Origin of the sequence: Acinetobacter sp. RW6, from assembly GCF_041956835.1 — a bacterium.
In the GTDB taxonomy this organism is placed as follows: domain Bacteria; phylum Pseudomonadota; class Gammaproteobacteria; order Pseudomonadales; family Moraxellaceae; genus Acinetobacter; species Acinetobacter calcoaceticus.
On sequence record NZ_CP167121.1, the window covers coordinates 3,814,605 to 3,837,803 of the forward strand.

At 38.0% G+C, this 23,199-nt stretch carries 20 protein-coding genes; 12 read left to right on the forward strand and 8 right to left on the reverse strand.

Features of this window, described 5'->3' with window-relative positions:
• Positions 1-5 precede the first annotated feature (5 nt).
• The 4 genes from yccS to ACB088_RS18075 form a co-directional block, all read right to left on the reverse strand.
• Positions 6-2,156 carry a YccS family putative transporter gene (gene yccS / locus ACB088_RS18060; RefSeq protein WP_375037626.1) on the reverse strand — a complete coding sequence of 717 codons (2,151 nt, stop codon included), beginning with the start codon at positions 2,154-2,156 and terminating at the stop codon, positions 6-8.
• Between the two features lie 203 nt (positions 2,157-2,359).
• Positions 2,360-2,935, reverse strand: coding sequence for a superoxide dismutase family protein (gene sodC, locus ACB088_RS18065; protein WP_045433290.1), 576 nt, complete (start codon positions 2,933-2,935; stop codon positions 2,360-2,362).
• Positions 2,936-3,058: 123 nt separating this feature from the next.
• Complete coding sequence (locus tag ACB088_RS18070; RefSeq protein WP_092709756.1) at positions 3,059-4,177, reverse strand: AI-2E family transporter; 1,119 nt, start codon at positions 4,175-4,177, stop codon at positions 3,059-3,061.
• A 124-nt stretch (positions 4,178-4,301) separates the two neighbouring features.
• Complete coding sequence (locus tag ACB088_RS18075; protein WP_017390979.1) at positions 4,302-4,946, reverse strand: ParA family protein; 645 nt, start codon at positions 4,944-4,946, stop codon at positions 4,302-4,304.
• A 159-nt stretch (positions 4,947-5,105) separates the two neighbouring features.
• Here ACB088_RS18075 and ACB088_RS18080 point away from each other — a divergent pair, with 159 nt between their 5' ends.
• Both ACB088_RS18080 and ACB088_RS18085 read left to right on the forward strand, forming a co-directional pair.
• Entirely contained in the window at positions 5,106-5,573 is a 468-nt protein-coding gene (locus ACB088_RS18080; RefSeq protein WP_004639641.1) for a Holliday junction resolvase-like protein, read from the forward strand.
• A 138-nt stretch (positions 5,574-5,711) separates the two neighbouring features.
• Positions 5,712-6,275 carry a hypothetical protein gene (locus tag ACB088_RS18085; protein ID WP_133747439.1) on the forward strand — a complete coding sequence of 188 codons (564 nt, stop codon included), beginning with the start codon at positions 5,712-5,714 and terminating at the stop codon, positions 6,273-6,275.
• 50 nt (positions 6,276-6,325) lie between these two features.
• Here ACB088_RS18085 and ACB088_RS18090 read toward each other — a convergent pair whose 3' ends face one another.
• Together ACB088_RS18090 and ACB088_RS18095 are read right to left on the reverse strand one after the other, a co-directional pair.
• Positions 6,326-6,859 (reverse strand): hypothetical protein, encoded by a 534-nt coding sequence (locus ACB088_RS18090; RefSeq protein WP_375037627.1) that lies wholly within the window; start codon positions 6,857-6,859, stop codon positions 6,326-6,328.
• Positions 6,860-6,885: 26 nt separating this feature from the next.
• Entirely contained in the window at positions 6,886-7,674 is a 789-nt protein-coding gene (locus ACB088_RS18095) for a class I SAM-dependent methyltransferase (protein ID WP_375037628.1), read from the reverse strand.
• Positions 7,675-7,801: 127 nt separating this feature from the next.
• Between ACB088_RS18095 and ACB088_RS18100 the strand changes: the two genes are divergently transcribed.
• From ACB088_RS18100 to astE, 8 genes are all read left to right on the forward strand, one after another.
• On the forward strand, positions 7,802-9,079 hold the full coding sequence (locus ACB088_RS18100; RefSeq protein WP_375037629.1) for a hypothetical protein: 1,278 nt from the start codon (positions 7,802-7,804) through the stop codon (positions 9,077-9,079).
• 413 nt (positions 9,080-9,492) lie between these two features.
• Positions 9,493-10,926 carry an amino acid permease gene (locus ACB088_RS18105; protein WP_004639631.1) on the forward strand — a complete coding sequence of 478 codons (1,434 nt, stop codon included), beginning with the start codon at positions 9,493-9,495 and terminating at the stop codon, positions 10,924-10,926.
• A 1,032-nt stretch (positions 10,927-11,958) separates the two neighbouring features.
• Entirely contained in the window at positions 11,959-13,230 is a 1,272-nt protein-coding gene (locus ACB088_RS18110; RefSeq protein WP_004639628.1) for a Glu/Leu/Phe/Val dehydrogenase, read from the forward strand.
• A gap of 136 nt (positions 13,231-13,366) precedes the next feature.
• Positions 13,367-14,581, forward strand: coding sequence for an aspartate aminotransferase family protein (locus tag ACB088_RS18115; protein WP_017388537.1), 1,215 nt, complete (start codon positions 13,367-13,369; stop codon positions 14,579-14,581).
• A 17-nt stretch (positions 14,582-14,598) separates the two neighbouring features.
• Positions 14,599-15,630 (forward strand): arginine N-succinyltransferase, encoded by a 1,032-nt coding sequence (gene astA / locus ACB088_RS18120; RefSeq protein WP_375037630.1) that lies wholly within the window; start codon positions 14,599-14,601, stop codon positions 15,628-15,630.
• On the forward strand, positions 15,630-17,099 hold the full coding sequence (astD, locus tag ACB088_RS18125; protein ID WP_375037631.1) for a succinylglutamate-semialdehyde dehydrogenase: 1,470 nt from the start codon (positions 15,630-15,632) through the stop codon (positions 17,097-17,099). Before astA ends, astD begins: the two co-directional genes overlap by 1 nt.
• Positions 17,100-17,116: 17 nt before the next feature.
• On the forward strand, positions 17,117-18,460 hold the full coding sequence (astB, locus tag ACB088_RS18130; RefSeq protein ID WP_133747444.1) for an N-succinylarginine dihydrolase: 1,344 nt from the start codon (positions 17,117-17,119) through the stop codon (positions 18,458-18,460).
• 12 nt (positions 18,461-18,472) lie between these two features.
• Positions 18,473-19,447, forward strand: coding sequence for a succinylglutamate desuccinylase (astE, locus tag ACB088_RS18135; protein WP_375037632.1), 975 nt, complete (start codon positions 18,473-18,475; stop codon positions 19,445-19,447).
• A gap of 60 nt (positions 19,448-19,507) precedes the next feature.
• Here the strand turns inward: astE and ACB088_RS18140 are convergent, their stop codons facing one another.
• A complete protein-coding gene (locus tag ACB088_RS18140) occupies positions 19,508-20,332 on the reverse strand; it encodes a hypothetical protein (RefSeq protein WP_092710705.1) in 825 nt (274 codons plus the stop codon).
• A gap of 593 nt (positions 20,333-20,925) precedes the next feature.
• Between ACB088_RS18140 and ACB088_RS18145 the strand changes: the two genes are divergently transcribed.
• Both ACB088_RS18145 and ACB088_RS18150 read left to right on the forward strand, forming a co-directional pair.
• Positions 20,926-21,234, forward strand: a complete 309-nt coding sequence (locus ACB088_RS18145) for a hypothetical protein (RefSeq protein ID WP_375038824.1) — start codon at positions 20,926-20,928, stop codon at positions 21,232-21,234.
• A 35-nt stretch (positions 21,235-21,269) separates the two neighbouring features.
• On the forward strand, positions 21,270-22,625 hold the full coding sequence (locus ACB088_RS18150) for a S8 family serine peptidase (RefSeq protein WP_375037633.1): 1,356 nt from the start codon (positions 21,270-21,272) through the stop codon (positions 22,623-22,625).
• Positions 22,626-22,725: 100 nt separating this feature from the next.
• Here ACB088_RS18150 and ACB088_RS18155 read toward each other — a convergent pair whose 3' ends face one another.
• Positions 22,726-23,157: a hypothetical protein gene (locus ACB088_RS18155; protein WP_375037634.1), complete on the reverse strand. Its 432-nt coding sequence runs from the start codon at positions 23,155-23,157 to the stop codon at positions 22,726-22,728.
• Positions 23,158-23,199: the final 42 nt, after the last annotated feature.

Consider the following 23,199-nt stretch of genomic DNA (forward strand, 5'->3'; position numbering starts at 1 on the left):
TATAGCTATTTAATTTCTTGCTCTAAAAGTTTGTCTTTAAGCATCAGCAATTCTGGTAATGTTTCTAATAATAAACTGATTTGTTTCAAGACTAATGTATATTTCTCGGAAAGTTGTTCATGAGTGGTTAGTCCTCGAATTTCTTGCAATGTTTGCTCAATGTGTGTGTTGTCGGGTAGTGACTGCCCAAGTACGCTTTGACTAAGAATTTGCTGGCAACGCAGTAATAATTGTAAAACTTGTTCTTCTTCAATTTTTTGTCGTTGACTGCCTAACGCTGCCACATAGCTGAGTTGACTGTGACTATAAACCAAATAACGAAAAGCATAATGAATGAGCTCTGGATTAGGATTGGGCTCGGCACTTAAGCTTGAGATCATGTTCGATAGCTCAATTTGAGCATTATGGGCAGCACGACGAATTCGACGGTACTCTATGTCTTGATTTTTGCCATATTGGTATTGCTCCACAATCACATTGAAATAGTCGAGTGTCGCTTTACTACTTTTCTTAATATTGTTAGGAATATTACGAAAATTCCAATCAGGCCATATAAAACTTACAGCAAGCCATGCAATAAAACAGCCTAATAGCGTATCTATTAGACGAGGTAAAATAATGCTGTAGCCTGCACCCTTTAAATTAAAAATTAATAGCACCATGAGGGTAGCCATAAGCGTGGCCAAGGCATATTTCTTTTGCCGTAAGTAAAAAAAGCATACTCCACAAATAATCGTAATGATGAGCTGGCCTTCAATACTCGGTACAAAATATAAGATTGGTATTCCTAATAAAACACCGATTAATGTTCCAATTGTTCGAAGCTTAAGGCGGCTTTTAGTCGCAAAATAGGTAATCTGACAAACAAATAAACTGGTCAGTAAAATCCAGTACCCATGCTGAGCAAAGGGTAATAATGAAATGGCATAGCCCGCGGCGAAAACGACGGCAATTCTTATCGCATGTCTGAACAATGCAGATTGAGGGGTAAGCTGTTGCCGAAGTTTCAAGGTCAGATCTGAAAACCCTTGAATATCATCATCAAGTAAATTTAAGTGTTCTTGTCTTGTTTGGGTATTATTTTCAGGGAAGGGCTGTGCATATTGCAGTTGTTCAAACTGTTCATGCATTCCTTTTAAATTATCAAAAATGAGTTTTAAATTTTTAACTTCAAAATTTTGTGGATGTTGTTGTATCCAGTCCTTTAAAGAACTCTCTAAGTGATTTAATCCTGTCTGGCTTTCTTGCGAAGGCTGAGATGGTCGATTATATAAAATACATTGGGCTAAGTCCTGACAAGCTTGTGCTTGTAGGCGCAGATTTTTTTGGAAACGGAAAATAAGATCACTACGGCTAAAGTTCTGTTGAATATGTTCGTAATGTAAGTAATTAGAGGTTGCTTGTTCGTGAATGTCTCGTGCAAAAAAATACAGGTTTAGCCAATAGATACTTTTATTACTCACCCGTGAAGCCTTTAGCCGAGTGAGTAGAGAACTGCGTATTTGATTCAGACTTTGAGCAACTTGTGTATTTTGTAAGGACAGTTCATATAAGAGCTGTTCTACATTCTCTTTATTGTCGGGATCAAACAAACGTGCTTTGGCTTGCAGTAGAACAGAAATTTCTTTAAAAATTTGTGAGAGTTTATCTTGTAAGGGAAGTGTAGGTTTAATAATAAAAAATAAAATAGAGGTGAAACCGTACCACAAAGCTCCATAAACAAAGTAGGTAGGCTGCTGATACCAATGAGCATATTCTCCTAAACCAAACATGCTATAAATGGAAAGCAAAATAGTGCCAAACGAAATCGTGGCATAACGTTGCCCTAAGGCACCTAATAAAATGAAAAAAGCGCTAGAAATTGAGAGATAGAGAATAAAAAAAATTTTGTAGGGAGCGAGAAATCCAAGAATGCTACTGACTGTAAAAAATAGCAGGCAGACATAGACTAAGTTGCGTAATCGAATACTTAAACGGTCATCAAAGTCGGTTAACGCTGCTGCAATTGCTCCTAAAGTCACAGGAACAATCAGCTCGTTATAGCCTAGCGAAAGCAAACCTAAAGTTGTGCCTGTGAGTACAATCAGAATTTGCAGACAATAAATTAAAATCGAGTTTGTCTTAAAACTATTAAATATCTGGGTCAAATAATTCACGGCTTTTGTTCTAAATTAGAGAATACGTGAGAAAGCAGTATGTAACTTTAAATTTTTATTACTTCAAAAATATTATTCTTTTTATCTACAAAAGTCAGTCACTTTTTAAGATTTTATTAGGCTTAAACCAAGTTATAGTGGTCAATAAATTAACAAAATTGTGGATATCTTTTTAGATACCCACAATTTAATAAACAGATAAATTATTTAATTACGCCACATGCAATTCGTGCTCCGCCACCGCCGAGAGGCAGAGGTGAGTCTGAGTAATTGTCGCCACCCGCATGAATCATGATCGCTCGACCTTGAATATCAGCAAATTTCAATCGAGGTGCGATCACAGCCGTGGTTGCAACACCAGTATTATCGACCACTAAAGCAGGTAAATCGCCTAAATGGCCAGTCGTTGGCGTACCATGATGAGGAGCTTGATTCGGGTTATAGTGACTGCCAGCAGCTAAAGCAGCACCAGGTTTTCCATCTTTCTCAGCAGGGGCACAAGAGGCATTTTCGTGAATATGGAAACCACGAGTACCGCTAGGTAAGTCAGCTAAAGCAGGGGTAATAATTAAACCTTTGTCGCTATCTTGAAAGCTAATGGTACCTATTTTTTTACCAATACCATTTGCGGTAACTTCATTTACATCAACCACTTTCTTCGTATGCATTGTGGTTAATGAGTGAGCCGTGTCGGATACAGTTTTTGTGACTGAACTACAGCCGACTGCAAAAAAAGCTGTAAGCGCAAAGACTGCGCCAATTTTATTAAAAGTCTGCATGGTTGGATGCCCTTATAAATATATATGTCTGATTATTAGATTCAAACAAAGGAAGGCTTAGCCTACAAGTTAATTTAAATAGTCACTTTGTATCTTGAAACATTTTTAAATTAAATAAATATGTCACTCTTTATGATTGGAAGATTCATTATCAGAATCATAAATCATGGACGTTTTAGGCATAGGTTCAGGTTCAATAGTTTCATGTAACCATTCACGCCAAATCGCCAGTAAAATAGCTAAAATTACAGGTCCAATAAATAATCCCACCAAACCGAAACTCGCAATACCACCTAACACACCAAACATAATTAATAGGAATGGAATTTTAGTGGCACCGGAAATAACAAGCGGGCGAATCACATTATCTGAGCTACTAACAATCACCACACCCCATACAATTACACCAATTGCTTCCATAGTTTGTCCCTGAGAGAACAACCATAAGCCGACGCCTAAATAGGAGATTGGAGTACCAAATGGGATGAGAGCCAATAAGAAAGTAGCAATGGTGAGTACCATTGGGTTTGGTACACCCGCTACAAAATAACTTAATCCAGCTAAAACGGCTTGAGCAATTGCAGTTAAACCTACACCATAGACTACGGCACGAGTCGTTTCAGAAATCGTATCAAGATAATGGTGAACACGAAGGCCTATGACCATTTCTAAAGCTTTGCTCACCTGAGACAAAATCAGTTGTCCATCACGGTAGAAGAAAAAGAGGCTAAATACGGCAAAGCCAAGTTTGACAATATTTTTACTAATTTCACCGAGCAGCACACGGCCATAACTTAAATGGCTTTGTACCCAAGCTGCAATGTTCTGAATGGTACTATTAGGATCGTTATTTAACTCATTGAGTGTGCGAGAAATTTCTTTTCCAACAAAAGGAAGATCGCGAATAAAATCAGGAACGCTTAAATGACCCGAAAAAACCTGACGTTGTAAGTCAAAATATAAGTTTCGGCCTTCATGCTGCAAAATAAAAATAGCGCATGTAAACGGTATGCCAACAACCAAAATGACCAGACTAATCATTAGTGTTGCATTTAAAGTATTACGGGTTTCTCCAAAAAAACGCTGAATTCTTAAATAAATAGGCCAAGTCATATAAGCAATGATGGCAGCCCAAAGAACAGGAACAATAAAGTATTTCAGGATATTAAATCCTAAAAAAATCAAAATAAAAAACAGCCCAAACAATAAAACGCGCTGTAAATTAGGAGCGTATGGATGCACGAACAATATTTCTCTAATTTTCTACGTAGAATAAAGTCATATTAACTGAAAAATAACCTGAGGCAAATTTTAAGGCCGTAATGTAAAGAACCTTATACAACTCTTTTTAGAGGCTAAAATTCACTTAAAACCACTCAGCTTTGTCCTCAACTAACTTGTTTAGAACGGGTTGCCACTGATCTTGAATACTAATAAAGTTTTTTTGTGGTTTATCAAAAACACTTAAACCCTGCATAGCTAAGCTACCATAAGCACTGCGTTCAGAAATCCATGCAACAGGTTCTTGTTCAATTTTTTCAAAAAACTGTTGAATATCTTTTGAGCTTGCACTGTTCGGTTTTACACGATTAGCAAGAAGTAAAATTTGTACTTTGCCTTTACGAATACGTTTAATATCTTGTAAATGCTTCAAAAAGCGACGAGTACTGTCTATATCAAAAAATGAAGGCTGAAGTGGAGTAATAATGGCATGAGCTTCGCTGATGAGTTGTTCAGCATGTTCACCTGAAAGTGCACCTGGTGCATCAATAATTAAATAGTCCAGATGTTTAGGCGCATCACCAATTGATTTTTCATGACGCCAGTCTAAGCTCTGAATCGTTGCGACGGTATCAGGGCGCTGTTTTAACCACTGTAAAGCCGATTTTTGGTTATCGGAATCTGCTAATGCTACTTTATATCCTTTTTGTGCCAATGCTGTTGCCAACGTAATGGCCGTCATGGTTTTTCCGCATCCGCCCTTCTGATTTGCAATAAGTATCGTTTTCATAAATCCAATTATTTTCAGCAGCACATTTTGTTTATGTTTTATACCTTAGCATCTTTTTATGAGAAGTAGATGACCGCATTTGACAAAAGTTTAAGCTGTTTCGTTATTTTAGATATGATTAGATCTGTAATGTTGATTTGTGCTTGTTAAGGAAAGTTTATGTCTGTATGGCTTGCCATGCTAATTGGAGCGGGTATTGGTATTATTATCACTACTATTATTTTATCAAATACTCGCAATGGCCGAATTAAGGCTGAATATGAGCAATATATTGCTGAACTTGAATTGGAACACCAACAAGCTCTGACTCAAGCACAAAAGCGAAGCGTGAATACAAGTCGTGCGGTGTTGAAAGGGAAAATGGCAGAACAATTTGCTCCCATTTTGCCAGAATTTCAGTATCTACCGAGCGATGCAAAATTCATGGGCGATCCGGTGGATTATATTATTTTTGATGGATACACCGATTTTCGAGATGGTGATGGAACGGCAGAAGACATTAATATTATTTTACTTGATGTAAAAAGCGGTGGGGCAAGGCTAACCAAAGGCCAACAGGCAATTGCACAAGCTGTGCAACAAGGTAACGTCCGTTTTGAAACTTTAAGAGTGGATTTTGAAGATTAAATTTTAATTTTGAGTGCACAAAAATAGACGAAATTAATCTGTATTGTTACTAAATTCCGATATTTTTTTCATGGCTTGCGACTACTATAAATTGAAGATCTATTTAATTTGATCTAGCAATATTCGAGGTATAAAGCGATGAAAAAACAACGTTTAATGATGGGCTTGCTGGCTGCTATTAGTATGGGTTCAGCATTTGCATCGACCTCAAGTGAATATAATATTGCCCAAGGTTTGAACCCTGTTGAAAAAGACCAGTCTATTTCAGTATTACAGCCTTTTCAGGGGAATTTCAGGATCTTGGGTTCAAAAGTTTATCAAAATGATGAACAAGCTAAGTTTTCACCTATTGACTATGCAGTAAGCTGGGGTTTGTTTGCTCAGCCTGAGATTGCACGTCATATTTCAGTAAAACAATATGACCGTTATCTAAACTGGAAAATTCCTAAATTACCTGTTCCAGCTGAACAAGCAATGCAGATGGTGTCTAATATGCACATCATTCCTGCGAACCCACAAATCGCCCAACAGATTAAACAAGTAAAGCGTGGAGATCTGGTCTATCTCAAAGGTGACCTTGTCGAAATTAAAGATAAAAACCTAGTCTGGAAATCGTCGCTTACACCAACTGATACAGGTGATGGTGCTTGTGAACTATTTCGTGTGCAATCTATTCATTGGGTTGAAAAGCAAAATATATAATTTAAAAAGCCTCCATAAATATGAAGGCTTTTTATTAAGGAATGTAGTACTTATTTCTGTTGCGATGCTTTCCAATATTTTAATTGATTTTGTGCTTGTAAATAGTCGGCAAGATCGTTGATCTGCTCATCTTTATTGGCTTGCTTATCACTCAAGTGTTTTTCTTGGTTTTCCCAATATTGGTAGAGTAGGCCTTGTACATAACGGCCTTGTTCAGTTTTTAAATCCAAATCTTTTAGCATGGTAAGAGAAGAGCGCACATTATCAAGAGTACGTTGTTGCTCAAACTCTTTAGTGAGGGTTCCAGCTTCATGCATTTTTGCTAATTCATTTTCCATCTCGTCGCTCATTTCTGTAAAGCGGCGGTCATAATCCTCTAGTAGCGCAATATCGTGTGCATCATCAGCAGTGGCAGGGAACGTCTTAACAGGTCTTTCATTCAGTTTTTCTAAAACCTGATCGGTAGATGAGGTGGCAGAAGGTTGTTCCGTCTTAGCAGGCTCATCAGCTTTTTTACAAGCAGTAAGAAATAGGCTAGAGCAAAGCAAAGACATTAATATGATTTGAGGTGTTTTCTTCTTCATAACTTTCAACCAAACCTATTCACTAATTATTTAACGGGTAACGTACTTTTCTGAAAGTGATATGCATACGTAACATATGGAAAATCAATCTGATCTTGAGGACCTAATCCTGTAAAATCATAAACAATTTTTTCGAACTGTGCTTTGAGTTGTAATTGATCTTTTTCAGTCATTGCGGCAATAAAACTTGTCGAGAGTAATCGTTTGCTCACCACTTGTTCGATGCTACCACGTTGTGACTGTGTGAACGTTTGTAGGCTATCAAATACAAACAAATCCTGCTGTTCAAATACACGTTTCCACTTTTCACTATGATAACGGGGGGTATCTCCTTCAAGTGGAAGTAGAAAATCAGCTAAAGCTTTGACCCAATCCGTACGCTCATCGCGTTGATTCCAAACTAGTCCTAAATGCCCTTGTGGTTTTAATATCCTATACATTTCTGTTAGGGTATCTATGTTGTCAAACCAATGAAAAGATTGCGCACAAATAATGGCATCAATTTTATGATCTCCTACAGGAATAGAATGGCTAAAAGCCTGTAATGTTTTGATATCAGGATAAACGTGTTGAAGCTGCTGTAACATCTCGCCAATTGGCTCAACTGCAATAATATCTGCATGTGTTTGTTTTAAGTAGGGTAAGAATTTGCCAGTACCCGATCCAAGATCGATAACAGTAGAGTTTTCCTGTATTTGGAGGCAATTTTGCAGCCAACTCACTATTTCTGCGGGATAATTAGGCCTAACTTGCTGATACAGTTCAGCAGCTGAGCTGAAGCCTTTTTGAGCGGCAGGATGTAAGGATTGTGTCATATTTTGCGCTTTTTAATCTGACTGGCATCTATAAAATAAGATACTCCGCAATCATAAATTGGCAAAACACCTATTTTGTTTCATTTTTGACGTTGTATGTGGGAGCAAATTTTCTTTCGGTGTGAGCATGGATAAGCAAATTATTTTTGAAGACGAACACATTAGAGCCATTTTTTTACCAGGCGATTCTAATACATTGGTTCTCTCTTTTGGCGATTTGATTACCCGAGCGAGTGGCTTATCTATCAATGCTGAAAAGTCCCTAATTAAATACCAATACAATGTTATTGGGATAATGCCAAAACAAAAATCATGGTTTCCTCAAGCGAGCATGATTGAGCTGGCGAAAACAATTTCGCCTGTTCTTCAGGGTTTTAAAAATATTGTGGGTTATGGCGGTTCGATGGGCGGCTATGCAGCAATCAAATATTCTAATTTATTGAATATGAACCGTGTGATTGCATTTGTACCTCAATATTCAATTGATCCTGACCATGTTGAAGATCGACGCTATGCTGAGTTTTTTGATGCGGTAGCAAACAAAGACATGCAGATCCAGCTGCAAGATGTGGATGCAGCGCGTGAATACATCATTGTTTATGACCCTTATTTCTCGATTGACCGCGAACATTACTTAAAAATAAAAGAGCTATTGCCAAGCCTACATACGATTCATTTGCCATTTACTGGTCATGAAGCATTGTCGGTATTAGCAAGTTCAAGTTTATTGCATGATTTTATTGAGCATGAGTTTGACGAAATTTATTTTTATCAACAGGTTCGTAAGGTCAAAAAACAAAGTAAATTTTATTTCCGTAATATACTTGCAAATGTTCTTTCGCATCATGATGACATGTTGTTAAAAATATTACGCCAAAATGATTTTCAGCTAGATGAACGTTATTTTGATAATCCACTTAAACAGGCTATTACCCGCAGTCTTATAAAAGCAAAGCAGGCAACTGAGTTAGACTTCCAAAAACTGGGTATTAAGGTACAACAAACTCAGCAAGAGGTGAGTTATAAAGAGGGATTACAGAATAGCTTTAATTCAATTTTGGTATTCAACCTCATTAATTCAAAGTTTGAGAGTTATGCTCTAGATGTTTTGTTGGCAAATAAGTCTTATTTGATTCCAATTGTGGCTGAACACACTGGTGTAGTGCACATTGAATTAAATAATGAAACTTATTTGTTAGCGATGAATGATCGCAAGGTCATTAAATTGTTCAAGAGCAAAGAGCCTTTAACATCTGACATGAGTCCGTTTGTAATCAAGAAATATTCCGACTTTTTTGCAATTAGCTATAAACAATTAAATTTATCTTGTGATGAACATGGCATATGTGAATTTATAGAAGGTTCAATCAAGCCTACAGAACAACTGATCTCAATCGCCTATTAAACCTTTCTGGTGGTTAAATAAAGCTCAAGTCTAAAGATTTGGGCTTTATTTTTTGCTTAAAAAATATTTTTTCATTAATTTATTTGTATATTAAATTCAAAGTCATTATTTAAATAAATGATGTGTTTGTTTTGTGAATATCTGGCGTATTAAATACAAGCATTATAAATTAGGTGAAAAAATATCATGCTTTAAAGTAAATGATCTTTGTATATATATAAAGTAAATAAATGATCCAAGGCTAATTAAAATACAACTATAACTTTAAATTTCAATAAGTATTTGTTTTTTATTTATATGTTATTTATGTGGTGAGGGGTTGTTTAAAATAAGTTCACTATTCAAAGATAATTGCATATTTATTTTTTTATCCTAAAATGTTTTTTTACTAAATTGTCGTTACAGTTTTTTATATGCAATCATTAAATTATCGGAATAATGATGCATCGCAACATGGAAGTTCTGCACCTTTGAAACGAGCAATGAGTACTCGACATTTGGTGATGATCTCCCTTGGCGGTGCCATAGGTACAGGTCTTTTTTTAGGTTCTGGTGACGTAATTTCTCAAGCAGGCCCAATCGGGGCAATTATTTCTTATTTTTTGGGTGGTTTAATCGCCTACACCGTAATGCTTTGCCTCGGTGAGCTTGCAGTTCATGTACCTGAATCGGGTTCTTTTGGAGAATATGCCCGCCGTTATATCGGTCCAGGCACAGGATATATGATTACTTGGCTGTACTGGTTAACTTGGACTGCCACTTTGGGGACTGAGTTTACCGCTGCGGCTTTACTGGTTCAGGAGTGGTTTCCAACTACTTCGGTTTGGGCTTGGACTCTGTGTTTTGGTGCCCTAGTTTTTATTCTGAATGTGAGTTCAACTCGATTGTTTGCCGAGTCTGAATTTTGGTTAGCACTTGTCAAAGTGATTACGATTATCTGTTTTATTGGTTTAGGGCTGTTGGCAATTTTTGGTTTTATCCCTTACCACGGGCATGAGACAGCGCCATTATTTAGTAATTTGACAGCACATGGTTGGTTCCCTCACGGTTTATTTCCAATTTTTGCAACTATGCTGATCGTTAATTTTGCATTTTCGGGTACAGAGTTAATTGGTGTGGCGGCTGGTGAGACTGAAAACCCTGCAAAGACCGTCCCAAAAGCGATTAATGCAGCCATTTGGCGTCTACTAATTTTCTTTGTTGGTACCATTGTTGTGATTACTTCACTATTGCCATTCGAGCTTGCAGGTTTGAATGCAAACGAAGTAAGTAATAGCCCCTTTGTGACTGTGTTTAATTACATTGGTATTCCTTATGCGGAAGATATTATCCGCTTTGTAATCATTACGGCTTTACTCTCAGCTGCCAATTCTGGTTTATTTGCTGCTTCACGTATGATGTGGTCACTTTCAGTAAAAAACCAATTACCAAAAATATTTTCAAAGCTTACTCCTTCAGGAACACCGATTGTTGCTATTACTGTGACGATGTTTGGTGCAATACCTGGGTTGCTTTCAGAGCAGTTTGCGCCTGAGACAATCTTTAAAAATTTATTGGGTGTTGCAGCATTTACCATGGTGGTTGTGTGGATTGCAATTTGCGTATCTCAATTTAATTTCCGTAGACAGTGGTATAAATCTGGGAAAACTGCAAAAGATTTACGTTTTGCTGCTCCTTTGTTTCCTTTGACTCCAATTGTGGGTGGTCTGTTCTGTGCTGTTACTTGCATTAGTATGGTGGTTGATCCTTCGATGCAAGTCGGCTTTATCTGTTGTATTGTTTTTATTCTTTTATGTTATGCGAGCTACTTCATTTTTTATCACAAGAAAGATGTGGTACAGAGCTAAGCGTTGTATGCTTTCACAAGCGTAGTCTAAAGGTCCCATTTGGGGCCTTTTTTATGGTCTGTAGGAAATTAAAAAGGATGGATTTTATATATTTTTTTTTAAAATGAATTTTTATTTTCAATCATGGAAACAAATGTTGTTTTGTAAATTCACCATTTATCGGATTTTTATTAATATTTATTTATTATAAATATTTGATTAAGTCTATGTTTAGTCTTGTTATTTAATAAGGTGGTGTTTTTAGTTTTTTAGAATAGCTGGGTGGAATAGGATTAATATGGATTTAATGTGGAGAATAGATAATTTTTTGATGGTTTTTGAAAAGACTGAATTATATAACTAATTGTTATTTATAATTAAAAATATTTACATTTTTTATATTTATGGAAGTTTATTTTCTATAATTTTTTTTTATTAGAGTTAAGGTTTTTTTAATATTTGTTGTTTTTTTATTATAAAAGTCGGTGCGATTTGATTATTTTTTCTCTGCTTATTTATTTTAAAATGTTCTAAATGAGCGTGCTCTGTGCTATATTTATTGGAAGATTTTATATCTATGTTTCGGCTTAATTTTAAGCAGTATGTATGGAAATAATTAATCTGTAGCATTATTGAACAAAGTTTATTTTTAAAAAGACTAATGGAGGGATCTATCGATTAGTCAAAAATAATTTTATGGACTCATGATTTCTGTAAATCATGGTTCTTTTTAACTCCCAAACGGTTATGTCACTTCTTTTGTATTCATATTTCAGCCGGCTGGTTTTAGTAGGTTGTGGTTAGTTTTTGCTTTTATAAAGCTATCTTTATAAACAGTAATTTAGACAAAAGAAAACTTGTAAAAGATATCGATATATAAAAGTAGATCATACTTTTAGTATCAACAAATGGAATTTAAAAAGTCTGATGCTTTAGAAGGGCAGAAGATTTGGTAAATAAACTAAGACATTGTTATTGCAAAGTTTTAGTTGCTAAATAATAAAGATTGCAGATTTATCAAATCTGAATCTATGAAGGTATATAGGAAAAAAGATGGCAGATCTTTCATACGTAAATGAACACAGCGATGCTTGGCAAACTTACTTGGCACAAATTGACCGTGTTGCTCCATATTTAGGTCACTTGGAAGAGTATATCGATACTTTAAAACGCCCAAAACGTGCGCTTATTGTAGACGTGCCAATTGTAATGGACGACGGTTCTATCCAGCACTTTGAAGGCTACCGCGTACAACACAACTTGTCTCGTGGCCCTGGTAAAGGCGGTGTTCGTTACCATCCAAATGTTGATTTGAATGAAGTGATGGCGTTGTCTGCATGGATGACAATTAAAACTGCTGTTTTGAACTTGCCATTTGGCGGTGCAAAAGGTGGTATCCGTGTTGATCCGCGTAAATTATCAAATCGTGAATTAGAGCGTTTGACTCGTCGTTATACGACTGAAATCGGTCACATTATTGGGCCTCAAAAAGATATCCCTGCTCCAGACGTTGGTACAAATGCCAATATTATGGGTTGGATGATGGATACTTATTCTACGAGCCAAGGTTACACAGTAACAGGTGTTGTAACTGGTAAACCAGTTCACTTAGGTGGTTCTTTAGGTCGTGTAAAAGCGACTGGTCGTGGTGTATTTGTTACAGGCCGCGAAGTAGCTGCAAAAATCAATTTACCAATTGAAGGCGCAAAAATCGCTATTCAAGGTTTTGGTAACGTTGGTAGTGAAGCTGCTTTCTTGTTTGTTGAATCAAAAGCGAAAGTTACACACGTTCAAGACCATACAGGCACTATTTTCAATGCTGACGGTATTGATCTTGAAGCGTTACGTGATCACGTAAATGCAAATCAAGGTGTTGGTGGCTTCGCTGGTGCGCAATCAATCGCTGATGAAGATTTCTGGACAGCAGAAGTTGACATTATTGTTCCTGCTGCATTGGAAGGTCAAATCACTGTTGAACGTGCTGAAAAACTTAAAGCTAAGTTGATTTTAGAAGGCGCAAACGGCCCGACTTATCCTAAAGCTGAAGATGTGTTAGTTGAGCGTGGCATTGTTGTAGTACCTGACGTTGTATGTAACGCCGGCGGTGTAACTGTAAGTTACTTCGAGTGGGTTCAAGACATGGCGAGCTACTTCTGGACCGAAGAAGAAATCAATGAGCGTTTAGACAAATTGATGGTTCAAGCTATGGATGACGTTTGGAATGCAGCGAACAGCAACGCTTGTACTTTACGTACAGCAGCTTACATCTTGGCATGTGAGCGTATTTTAAAAGCTCGTAAAGAGCGCGGTATTTTCCCAGGCTAATCTGCGGAAATTACTTTTAGAAAAGGTGGTCTGAGCAAATACAAAGGATGTTATAGGGTTTATTTGTTCAGTCCCTTTTTCTGAATTATTAAAATTTAAGTGATATCGAATATATTAAATAAATACTGAGGTAAGCATGGAACAGCCAATTTCTGTAACTCGAAGCAATTTTAACGACTGGATGGTTCCAGTTTTTGCACCGGCAAATTTCATTCCTGTACGTGGTGAAGGTTCACGTATCTGGGATCAAGAAAATAAAGAATATATTGATTTTGCAGGCGGGATTGCAGTAAACGCATTAGGTCATGCGCATCCAGTGGCAGTAAATGCTTTAACAGAACAAGCAAAAAAACTTTGGCATGTGGGCAATGGTTATACAAATGAACCTGTTCTACGCCTTGCAAAACAACTCACTGAAAATACATTTGCAGACAAAGTTTTCTTCTGTAACTCGGGTGCAGAAGCCAATGAAGCTGCATTGAAACTAGCTCGTAAAGTGGGTTTAGACAGTGGTGTTGCTGGTAAAAGTGGCATTGTGGCATTTAAAAATGCTTTCCACGGCCGTACGTTATTTACCGTTTCAGCAGGTGGTCAGCCCAAATATTCACAAGACTTTGCACCACTTCCAAACGGCATTAACCACGTTGCCTTTAATGATTTAGACGCAGCAAAAGCGGTAATTAATGAGCAAACATGTGCGGTTATTGTTGAGCCGATACAAGGTGAAGGCGGCGTTATTCCTGCTGACATCGAATTTTTAAAAGGCTTACGCGCACTGTGTGATGAGTTTGGTGCCTTACTTATTTTTGATGAAGTACAAACTGGTGTAGGCCGTACAGGTTCACTTTATGCCTACATGAACACTGGTGTTATTCCAGATGTTCTCACAACTGCAAAAGCACTAGGTGGTGGTTTCCCTGTCGGTGCAATGCTAACAACAGATAAATTTGCTCCGCATTTTTCAGTTGGTACGCACGGTACGACTTATGGTGGTAACCCATTAGCAAGTGCGGTTGCAGGTGCAGTATTTGAATTTATTAATACGCCTGAAGTCCTTGAGGGTGTGAAGCATCGTCATCAGTATTTCCTTGATGCCTTGAATACTTTAAATGCTGAACATCAGATTTTTGAAGAAATTCGTGGTCAAGGTTTGCTCATTGGTTGCGTATTAAAAGCTGAGTATGCAGGAAAAGCTAAAGATATTACGACTTGGGCTGGTGAGGAAGGACTACTTGCTTTAATTGCAGGTCCGGATGTCGTTCGTTTTACTCCGTCTCTCATTATTCCTGAACAAGATATTGATGAAGGGATTGCTCGTTTAAAAAGAGCATTGGCAAAATTGGCTAAATAAAAAAAAGGAAGCTAGCCATGATGATTGTCCGTCATGCCGAGTTTCGAGACCTTGAAGATATTTATAAATTAGCAGGTAAGTCGGGTGTAGGCCTGACTTCCTTGCCACAAAATATGGATACACTTTCGGCTCGAATTTCACGTACTCGCAATACTTTAAATGGCAATGTCCATAAAAGTGAACAAGGCTATTTATTTGTTCTTGAAGATACAGAAGCTCAACGTGTTATTGGTTTAAGTGCAATTGAGGTTGCTGTAGGACTCATGGAACCTTGGTACAACTTTCATGTTGGAACACAAGTACACGCTTCAAAAGCATTAAATGTATATAAATCATTACCGACCTTATTTTTAAGTAATGACAGAACAGGTAGTAGTGAACTCTGTACATTATTTTTAGATCCAGAGCGTCGTGAAAACCAAAACGGTAAATTCTTATCAAAAATCCGTTTTATGTTTATCGCTGCCTTTAAGCAATATTTTGAGAAAAAATTAATTGCCGAAATGCGTGGTTTTTCAGACGAAAATGGATGTTCTCCATTTTGGGATGCGATTGGTCACCATTTCTTTAATATGGATTTCTCAACTGCCGACTATTTAAGCGGAATTGGGCAAAAAGTATTTATTGCAGAGCTTATGCCACGTTTTCCGGTCTATGTAGATCTCTTGCCAAAAGATGCGCAAGAGGTTATTGGAAAAATGCATCCACAAACTTTGCCTGCCTATCATGTGCTTGAGTCAGAAGGTTTACGCTATCAAGGATATGTCGATATTTTTGATGCGGGTCCAACGGTTGAAGCCAATATTGATGAATTACGCGCAGTAAAAGAAAGTCAGTTATTAAACGTCAAAATTACAAGTGAAGGTGCGGTCGGTAAGACTCAATATCTCGTTGCCAATGATAATTATCATGACTATCGCGCAATGCTGATGAAGCTTGATCTTGTTGATAACACTATAAATTTAACGCATGAACAAGCTGAAAACCTCGGTGTACAAGAAGGTCATGTTGTTCGTGTGCTATCACTCAATCCAATGGAAGTATCCTGATGTCAAACTCTTTATTTATAAACGGTGTCTGGTTACAAGGCAGCGGCACAACATTTGAAAAAACAAATCCAGTTGATAACCAAACTGTCTGGTCGGGTGCTGAGGCTACTGCTGCTGATGTTGAGCAAGCTTGCCAAGCGGCGCGTACTGCATTTCCAGCATGGGCACGTTTACCTTTTGTAGAGCGTGTGGCGATTGTTGAAAAATTTGCAGCTTTGCTTGAAGAAAATAAAAAGCACTTAGCGGAAGTCATTAGCCAAGAAACTAGTAAACCATTTTGGGAAACGTTAACTGAAGTTCAATCAATGATTGGTAAGGTTGCAATTTCAATTCGTGCTTATCACCAGCGTACTGGTGAAAGCTCAACTGAAATGGCTGATGGCGTGGCATCTTTACGCCACCGTCCACATGGTGTGCTTGCAGTTTTCGGTCCATATAACTTTCCGGGTCATTTACCAAATGGACATATTGTTCCTGCATTACTTGCAGGGAATGCTGTGGTATTTAAGCCAAGTGAATTAACGCCTTGGACTGCTGAAGAAACTGTAAAACTTTGGCAACAAGCGGGTTTGCCAAATGGTGTGATGAACTTAGTGCAAGGTGGTCGTACCACGGGTGAAGCGTTAGCTGCTTCACATGAAATTGACGGTTTATTATTTACTGGAAGTGCGAACACAGGTTATCACTTGCATAAGCAAATGGCGGGTGCTCCTGAAAAAATTCTTGCGCTTGAAATGGGCGGCAATAATGCATTGATTATTGATGAAATTATCGATATTGATGCTGTGGTTAATCTCACTATTCAATCTGCCTTTGTTTCGGCGGGTCAGCGTTGTACATGTGCACGTCGCATATTGGTAAAAAATGGTCCAGAAGGCGATGCATTTATTCAACGTTTTGTTGAGGTTGCTAAAAACTTAAAAGTTGGTCGTTGGAACGACGAACAACAACCATTTATGGGTGGTGTGATCTCATCAGTTGCCGCATCAAACATGATGCTTGCTCAGCAGAAATTGCTTGAGCTTGGCGCAAAAAGTTTATTGTCAATGACGCGTCCGCAAGAAGATAGTTCGCTACTTACCCCAGGCATTGTTGATGTAACAGGTGTGACAGATATTCCAGATGAAGAATATTTTGGTCCACTTACGACCATTCAACGTTATGACAACTTTGATGAAGCATTGAAAATTGCAAATGCAACTCGCTTTGGTTTGTCTGTTGGTCTGGTTTCTCCAAAACGTGAATTGTTTGATCAAGTACTTATTGAAGCGCGTGCCGGTATTGTGAATTGGAACAAACCATTAACAGGTGCTTCAAGTGCTGCGCCATTTGGTGGTGTAGGGGCATCGGGTAACCATCGTGCGAGCGCCTTTTATGCAGCTGATTATTGTGCTTGGCCAATGGCTTCACTTGAAAGTGACAGCTTAACCTTACCAGAAAAATTATCTCCAGGGATTGTGTTGCCTTAAACACTAGGGAAAGAAAAATGAAAGGATATGAAGTAAATTTCGATGGTTTAGTGGGACCAACACATCACTACGCGGGCTTATCGTTTGGTAATGAAGCATCGACAAAAAACCGTAATAATGCCTCTAATCCAAAATTAGCAGCCAAACAAGGCTTGCTAAAGATGAAAGCCTTAGCTGATTTGGGTATGAAGCAGGGTGTACTTGCCCCGCATGAGCGTCCACATGTTCCAATGTTACGCCGTTTGGGTTTTACAGGAGATGACATTAGTGTTGTTGCTCAAGCAATGCGTCATTCACCGGAACTCTTATCATCGTTAAGTTCCGCTTCGCCAATGTGGACTGCAAATGCGGCAACAGTTTCACCTTCGGCAGATAGCCAAGATGAACGTGTACATTTTACCGCAGCAAACTTAAATAATAAGTTTCACCGTTCGATTGAAGCGGAAACAACAAGCCAAGTTTTGCAAGCGATCTTTAAAAATGAACGTCATTTTGTACACCATGAAGCATTGCCGCAAGTGGCTTTGTTTGGTGATGAAGGTGCAGCGAATCACAATCGTTTAGGTGGTGATTATGCTAAGCGTGGGGTTCAAGTTTTTGTTTACGGTCAACAACATTTAAATAATGGGTTGCCGGGACCAAAACGTTATCCTGCTCGTCAGACTCGTGAAGCAAGCGAAGCAATCGCGCGTTTGCACCGTTTAGATGATACACATACAGTTTTTGTTCAACAAAATCCGGATGTGATTGATCAAGGCGTTTTTCATAATGATGTAATCGCGGTAAGTAACCAGCAGGTTTTATTCCATCATCAACATGCCTTTTTAAATCAAGATCAGGCTTTTGCTGAAATTCGTCAAAAAATGGCAAGCATCGGTGAAGACTTTATCTCGATTGAAGTTCCTGAAAACCGCGTTACCGTTGATGATGCAGTAGCAACATATTTATTTAATAGCCAGATTTTGACTCGCCCAGATGGTGGAATGACCATTGTTGTACCAGAAGAGTCGCGCCAGAATAAGGCAGTGTGGGGTTATTTGAACGATATGGTTCAGATGGGTACACCAATTGATGCTATTCAGGTTTATGACTTACGTGAAAGTATGCGTAATGGCGGTGGGCCAGCATGTTTACGTTTACGCGTAGCTTTAAATGAAACCGAGTTAAATGCTGTAAATCCAAAAGTATTAATGAATGATCAATTGTTTGGCACACTCAATCAATGGGTAGATAAACATTATCGTGATCGTTTAGCTCAAGAAGATTTAGCTGATCCGCATTTATTGATGGAAAGCCGTATGGCGCTTGATGAGCTGACCAAAATTCTAGGTTTGGGTTCAGTTTATCCTTTCCAAAAATAAGGAGGAGGTGACATGCAAGATTTTCTAGCATTAACCTTACAAGGTGAGCAGCCTACAACACGTGAAGGAAAACAAGATAATTTTTCTTGGCGTTGGTTAGGTGAGGGAATTCTTGAATGTACGCCACATGCACAGTACGACAAAGCTGTCGTACTGTCAGCTGGGGTACATGGTAATGAAACAGCACCAATTGAATTGTTGTCTCATCTTTGCACAGATTTATTTGCTGGACGCTTAAACCTTGCTGTGAGGTTGCTGTTTGTATTGGGTAATCCATATGCAATGCGTGAAGGTAAACGTTATGTGCATGATGATGTGAACCGAATGTTTTGTGGTGGATATAAAACTCTGCCCGTGACTGAAGAATCAAAGCGAGCTGAGGTTTTAGAGCAAGTTGTTACGACTTTCTTTCAAGAAAGTTCAAACCAAGCAAAACGTTATCACTATGATTTGCACACCGCAATTCGCGCTTCTTTATTGCCAACTTTTGCGTTGTTTCCATATCAAACACATGCTTATGATGCTGATTTAACAGCAAGTCTTGAATCGGCTGATTTAGATGCTTTGGTGTATCACAATGCGGTAGGTAAAACGTTTACGCATTTTACCAGTGAGAATTTTACAGCAGCGAGTGCAACTTTAGAGTTGGGCAAAGCTTTGCCATTTGGACAAAATGACTTGAGCCAGTTTGCGGCAATTGATGAAGTCATTCGTCATGTCGTTTCTGAGCAAGCTTTACCAGCACGCAATAAAGCGAAAATTCGAGTGTTTAAAGTATCGGACTCTTTAATTAAAAAAGATGAAGATTTTCAGATGAACTTATCTGCTGAAGCTCCGAATTTTTCGACTTTTACAAAAGGTGAAATCATTGCGACACAACCTTCTGGTAATTATGTTGTTGAGCAAGATCAGGTCTGGATTCTATTTCCAAATCCAAATGTAAAGCTCGGTTTACGTGCAGGTTTAGTTTTAACTGAAACGAGTTGAATGATTGATTTTAAATAAATAAAAAAGGGCGATTAATCGCCCTTTTTTGTGCATCACGTATCAGTTAGTACCGAAAAGACCTTTAATCCAAGATTTCTTTTCTGCTTTTTGTGTAGACGCTTGCGCATCTGCATTTACACTTGCATTAATTCCGACAGGAGCAACGTTAACACCAACATTTACACCAGTATTAGCATTGATTGCCGCTGGTTGAGCTGCATTTAACTTTGCCTGAGCATCCGCTTTAGTGTCTGCAACAAACTCTTTTTGCTCAGCTTGATTTTGAGCTACGCGAGTTTTTACTGCATCTACATGCGCTTGAGCATCAGCTTGTTTTTCAGCAGTAAATTCTTTTTGATCAGCTTGTTTTTCTGCAACTTTAGTCTTTACAGCATCAAAACCTGCTTTTGTATCAGCTTTAGCTTCAACTGCTAGGTTTTTAGTGCCATTTGCAGCTTTAGTCGCTACATTTTTAGTACCTGTTACTGCTTCGGTAGCAAAATGTTTAGTACCATTTGCAGCTTTAGTCGCTACATTTTTAGTTCCTGTCGCAGCTTCGGTAGCAAAGTGTTTGGTACCTGTTGCAGCTTCAGTTGCTAAGTGTTTTGTACCATTTGCAGCTTTAGAAGAAAGTTCAGTCACTTTTCCTGTTGTTTTTTTAGTCGCTTTAACCGTAGTGTCAGCAGCAACATGACCAGCATGCTTTGCTGTGTTTCCTACAGTATGTGCAGTATTTTTGACTGTGTTGGCTACGCCACTAACAAGACCGCCTGGTTGTACATTTACTTGGGCAGAAGCACCTGCATTAACGCCCGCACTTTGTGCAAAAATAGAGGCAGAAGCAAGAACACTTGCAGTAACGATAGCTGTTTTCATCATTTTCATTGCGATATCCTTCAAAGAATATACCCTTTTAGTGAGGTATTTCATAAACGCAAACGAATCATAGCTAACGCACTATGGGTTGGGAACTGACTTCATCAAAACGTTACAACAGTGTTACGTTGAGTAAACAGACTAGGGATAAATTGTGAAGATTAATAAAAATTAATAATAAAGTGAAAAAGAATGTTTATTTGTTAGTTATTCTAATTAAGCTGGTCTAATTTTATCTTTTTATTTTCAAAAAATTAAATTTCAAATTTTCTGAAAGTTCCTCTTTTTTCCTTAGGTACTTATATCTCTAATTATGATTTGAGTCTCATTATTTGTTAGTGGAAACGGCATAGTTATTGCTTATTATGAGAATAAGATGCTTTTTAGCACTTTTTTGAACCACCTTCTGCCAGAAATATAAATGTACAAGGCAGAACAACATTTTTGCTTATTCGGGTGTGGATATTTCTACTTCTATTGTGAGTATATATTTCATTCATTAGATTTTTCACATGAAATATATTTTAAGAAATACCTCTTTATTTCGAATAATCAAAAATAAAAATAGATGTCTATAAACAAAAGAACAGAGATCTTGAATGATGAAAATTATTGCTTCCTTTCTTGTATTGGTCGGCTTGGTCGCCGTTGTTCTCTATTTTAAGCCCACAAGCGGTGCATCTGATGTGTTCAATTCGGCTTTACATGAATCGAATTCGTCACTACCAGACACTTCATCTTTTCTTTCTAAACTTAAGGAGCCTACTCAACCTAAAAATCTATCTCAACATTCAAATCATCCTCAATCGGTGTCAGCTGATACCGTTCCTTTCTATGACACAAAAAGTGATCTTTCTATTCAACCGATTGATCCAGAAAAAGATCCAGCAAATGAAATAAAAGCGAAATAAACAAATTGCTAGTTGAAAAACTACGGAGAAAAATAATGCAAAGTAAAACATTATTGCTATTAAGCCTAGGTGCGATATTAAGTACCACAGCATCCGCTCTTCCTTTAGATTCTAAAGGGGCTAAACAGCAGTTAAATCAGGCAGCAAAACAAAAAGTATTTCAGGGTAAAATCGATTTAGATGCCTTGGTCACTAATGATTCGAATGATTTAATTGTTGAATACAATATTCCTTCGGTGAGCGTGCCTTCTGGTTTAGAACGGCGGAGTTATATTGCAACAAATAAAAAGAATATACAGGCAAGGTTTAACCGTGCTGGCGGTGTGCAGGTACTACGAGACTACAATAATTTACCTTTAGCTTTTTATCGGATTAGTAACCGCGAAGCATTAGTTTCTTTATTAAATGACCCGAATGTTAAAGCGGTTTACCCCAACCGTATTAATCAAACCACGACCAATGAAAGTTTACCTTTAATTAACCAACCACAAGCAAACACCAATGGTTTCACGGGTGAGGGCTCTAGTGTTGCGGTGATTGATACAGGTGTGAACTATCAGCATTCCGATTTTGGTTGTACGGCAGTCAATACACCATCAAGCACATGTCGGGTGGTTTATTCTTTTGATAGTGCACCAGATGATGGAGCATTGGATGATGACGGACATGGTAGTAATGTTTCAGGTATTGTGTCTAAAGTCGCAACTAAAACTAAAATTATTGGTATTGATGTCTTTAGAAAAGTGAGGTCTCAAGGTAAATGGGTCAGTACAGCATACGATAGTGATATTCTTGCGGGGATTAACTGGGCTGTAAACAATGCACAAACTTATAATATTAAAGCGGTTAATTTAAGTCTTGGCGTTCCTGGCGTTAAATATACTTCAGAGTGTAGTGATAGTAGTTATGGAACCGCATTTGCCAATGCACGTGCTGCTGGTGTGGTTCCTGTAGTCGCTTCAGGTAATGATGCATTTGCAGATGGTATTTCATCTCCTGCCTGTGTTGCTGGTGCAGTGAGAGTTGGCGCTGTTTATGACAGTAATATTGGTGGTGTGTCATGGGGGAATCCAGTGAAATGTTCTGACCCAACCACAGCAGCAGATAAAGTTGCATGTTTTAGTAATGGCGGTAGCCTTGTGACTTTATTAGCACCAGGTGCAATGATTACCGCGGGTGGTTACACCATGGGTGGTACATCTCAAGCAACACCGCATGTGGCAGGCGCGATTGCTTTATTACGAGCAAATAGTGTGAGTCCGACCGAAAGTATAGACCAGACCATTACTCGCCTCAGAACGACAGGTAAACCAATTACAGATTCGAGAACGGGTTTGGTTTTTCCACGGATTGATTTGCTAACCGCAACAAATGGCTTGATCGCTAACTAAATAGCTTATTTATAATTTTTAAATCAGGTCCAAGAAATTTAAATGGCTATAACTCGTTGCAAAAGAAGGCTTCTGCAACGAGTTTTTTTATGGACAAGCCTTAATTACACTTTGCTAAATTAGCTGCATTAAAATTATTTTGGAGTTTTTTGAAGTTATTTTGAATTTCAGGATCTTGAATATTAAAGGTCGTAGAACTCTTAGTCGTAGAGTTGGTTGCTTGATTTAATATGCCTGACTCATCAGGGTATTGTAGGGTCGATGATGTAGCTGAAATTAGACCTTTATTATTAAATACCCAGTGTTCAGTAACGTGCCCACCTCCTAAATAACCTGTAAATTCAATCATACAAGCTTGATTATCTTGTTTAATGAGCTTGGCTACATTACCTGTCGTTGATGGATAAGCTTTGATATTGGTGTCTTGCTCTAAAACTTGAGCTTGAGAATAAGAAGAAATGGGCGTTGATGTTGCACATGCAGTTAATGCTAAGCAGCATAGTGTTGAAAAGAGAAGTTTTTGACTATTCATAAGGCAGATTCCTAGCTCTTTATAGTGAGTGGTATTTATGTC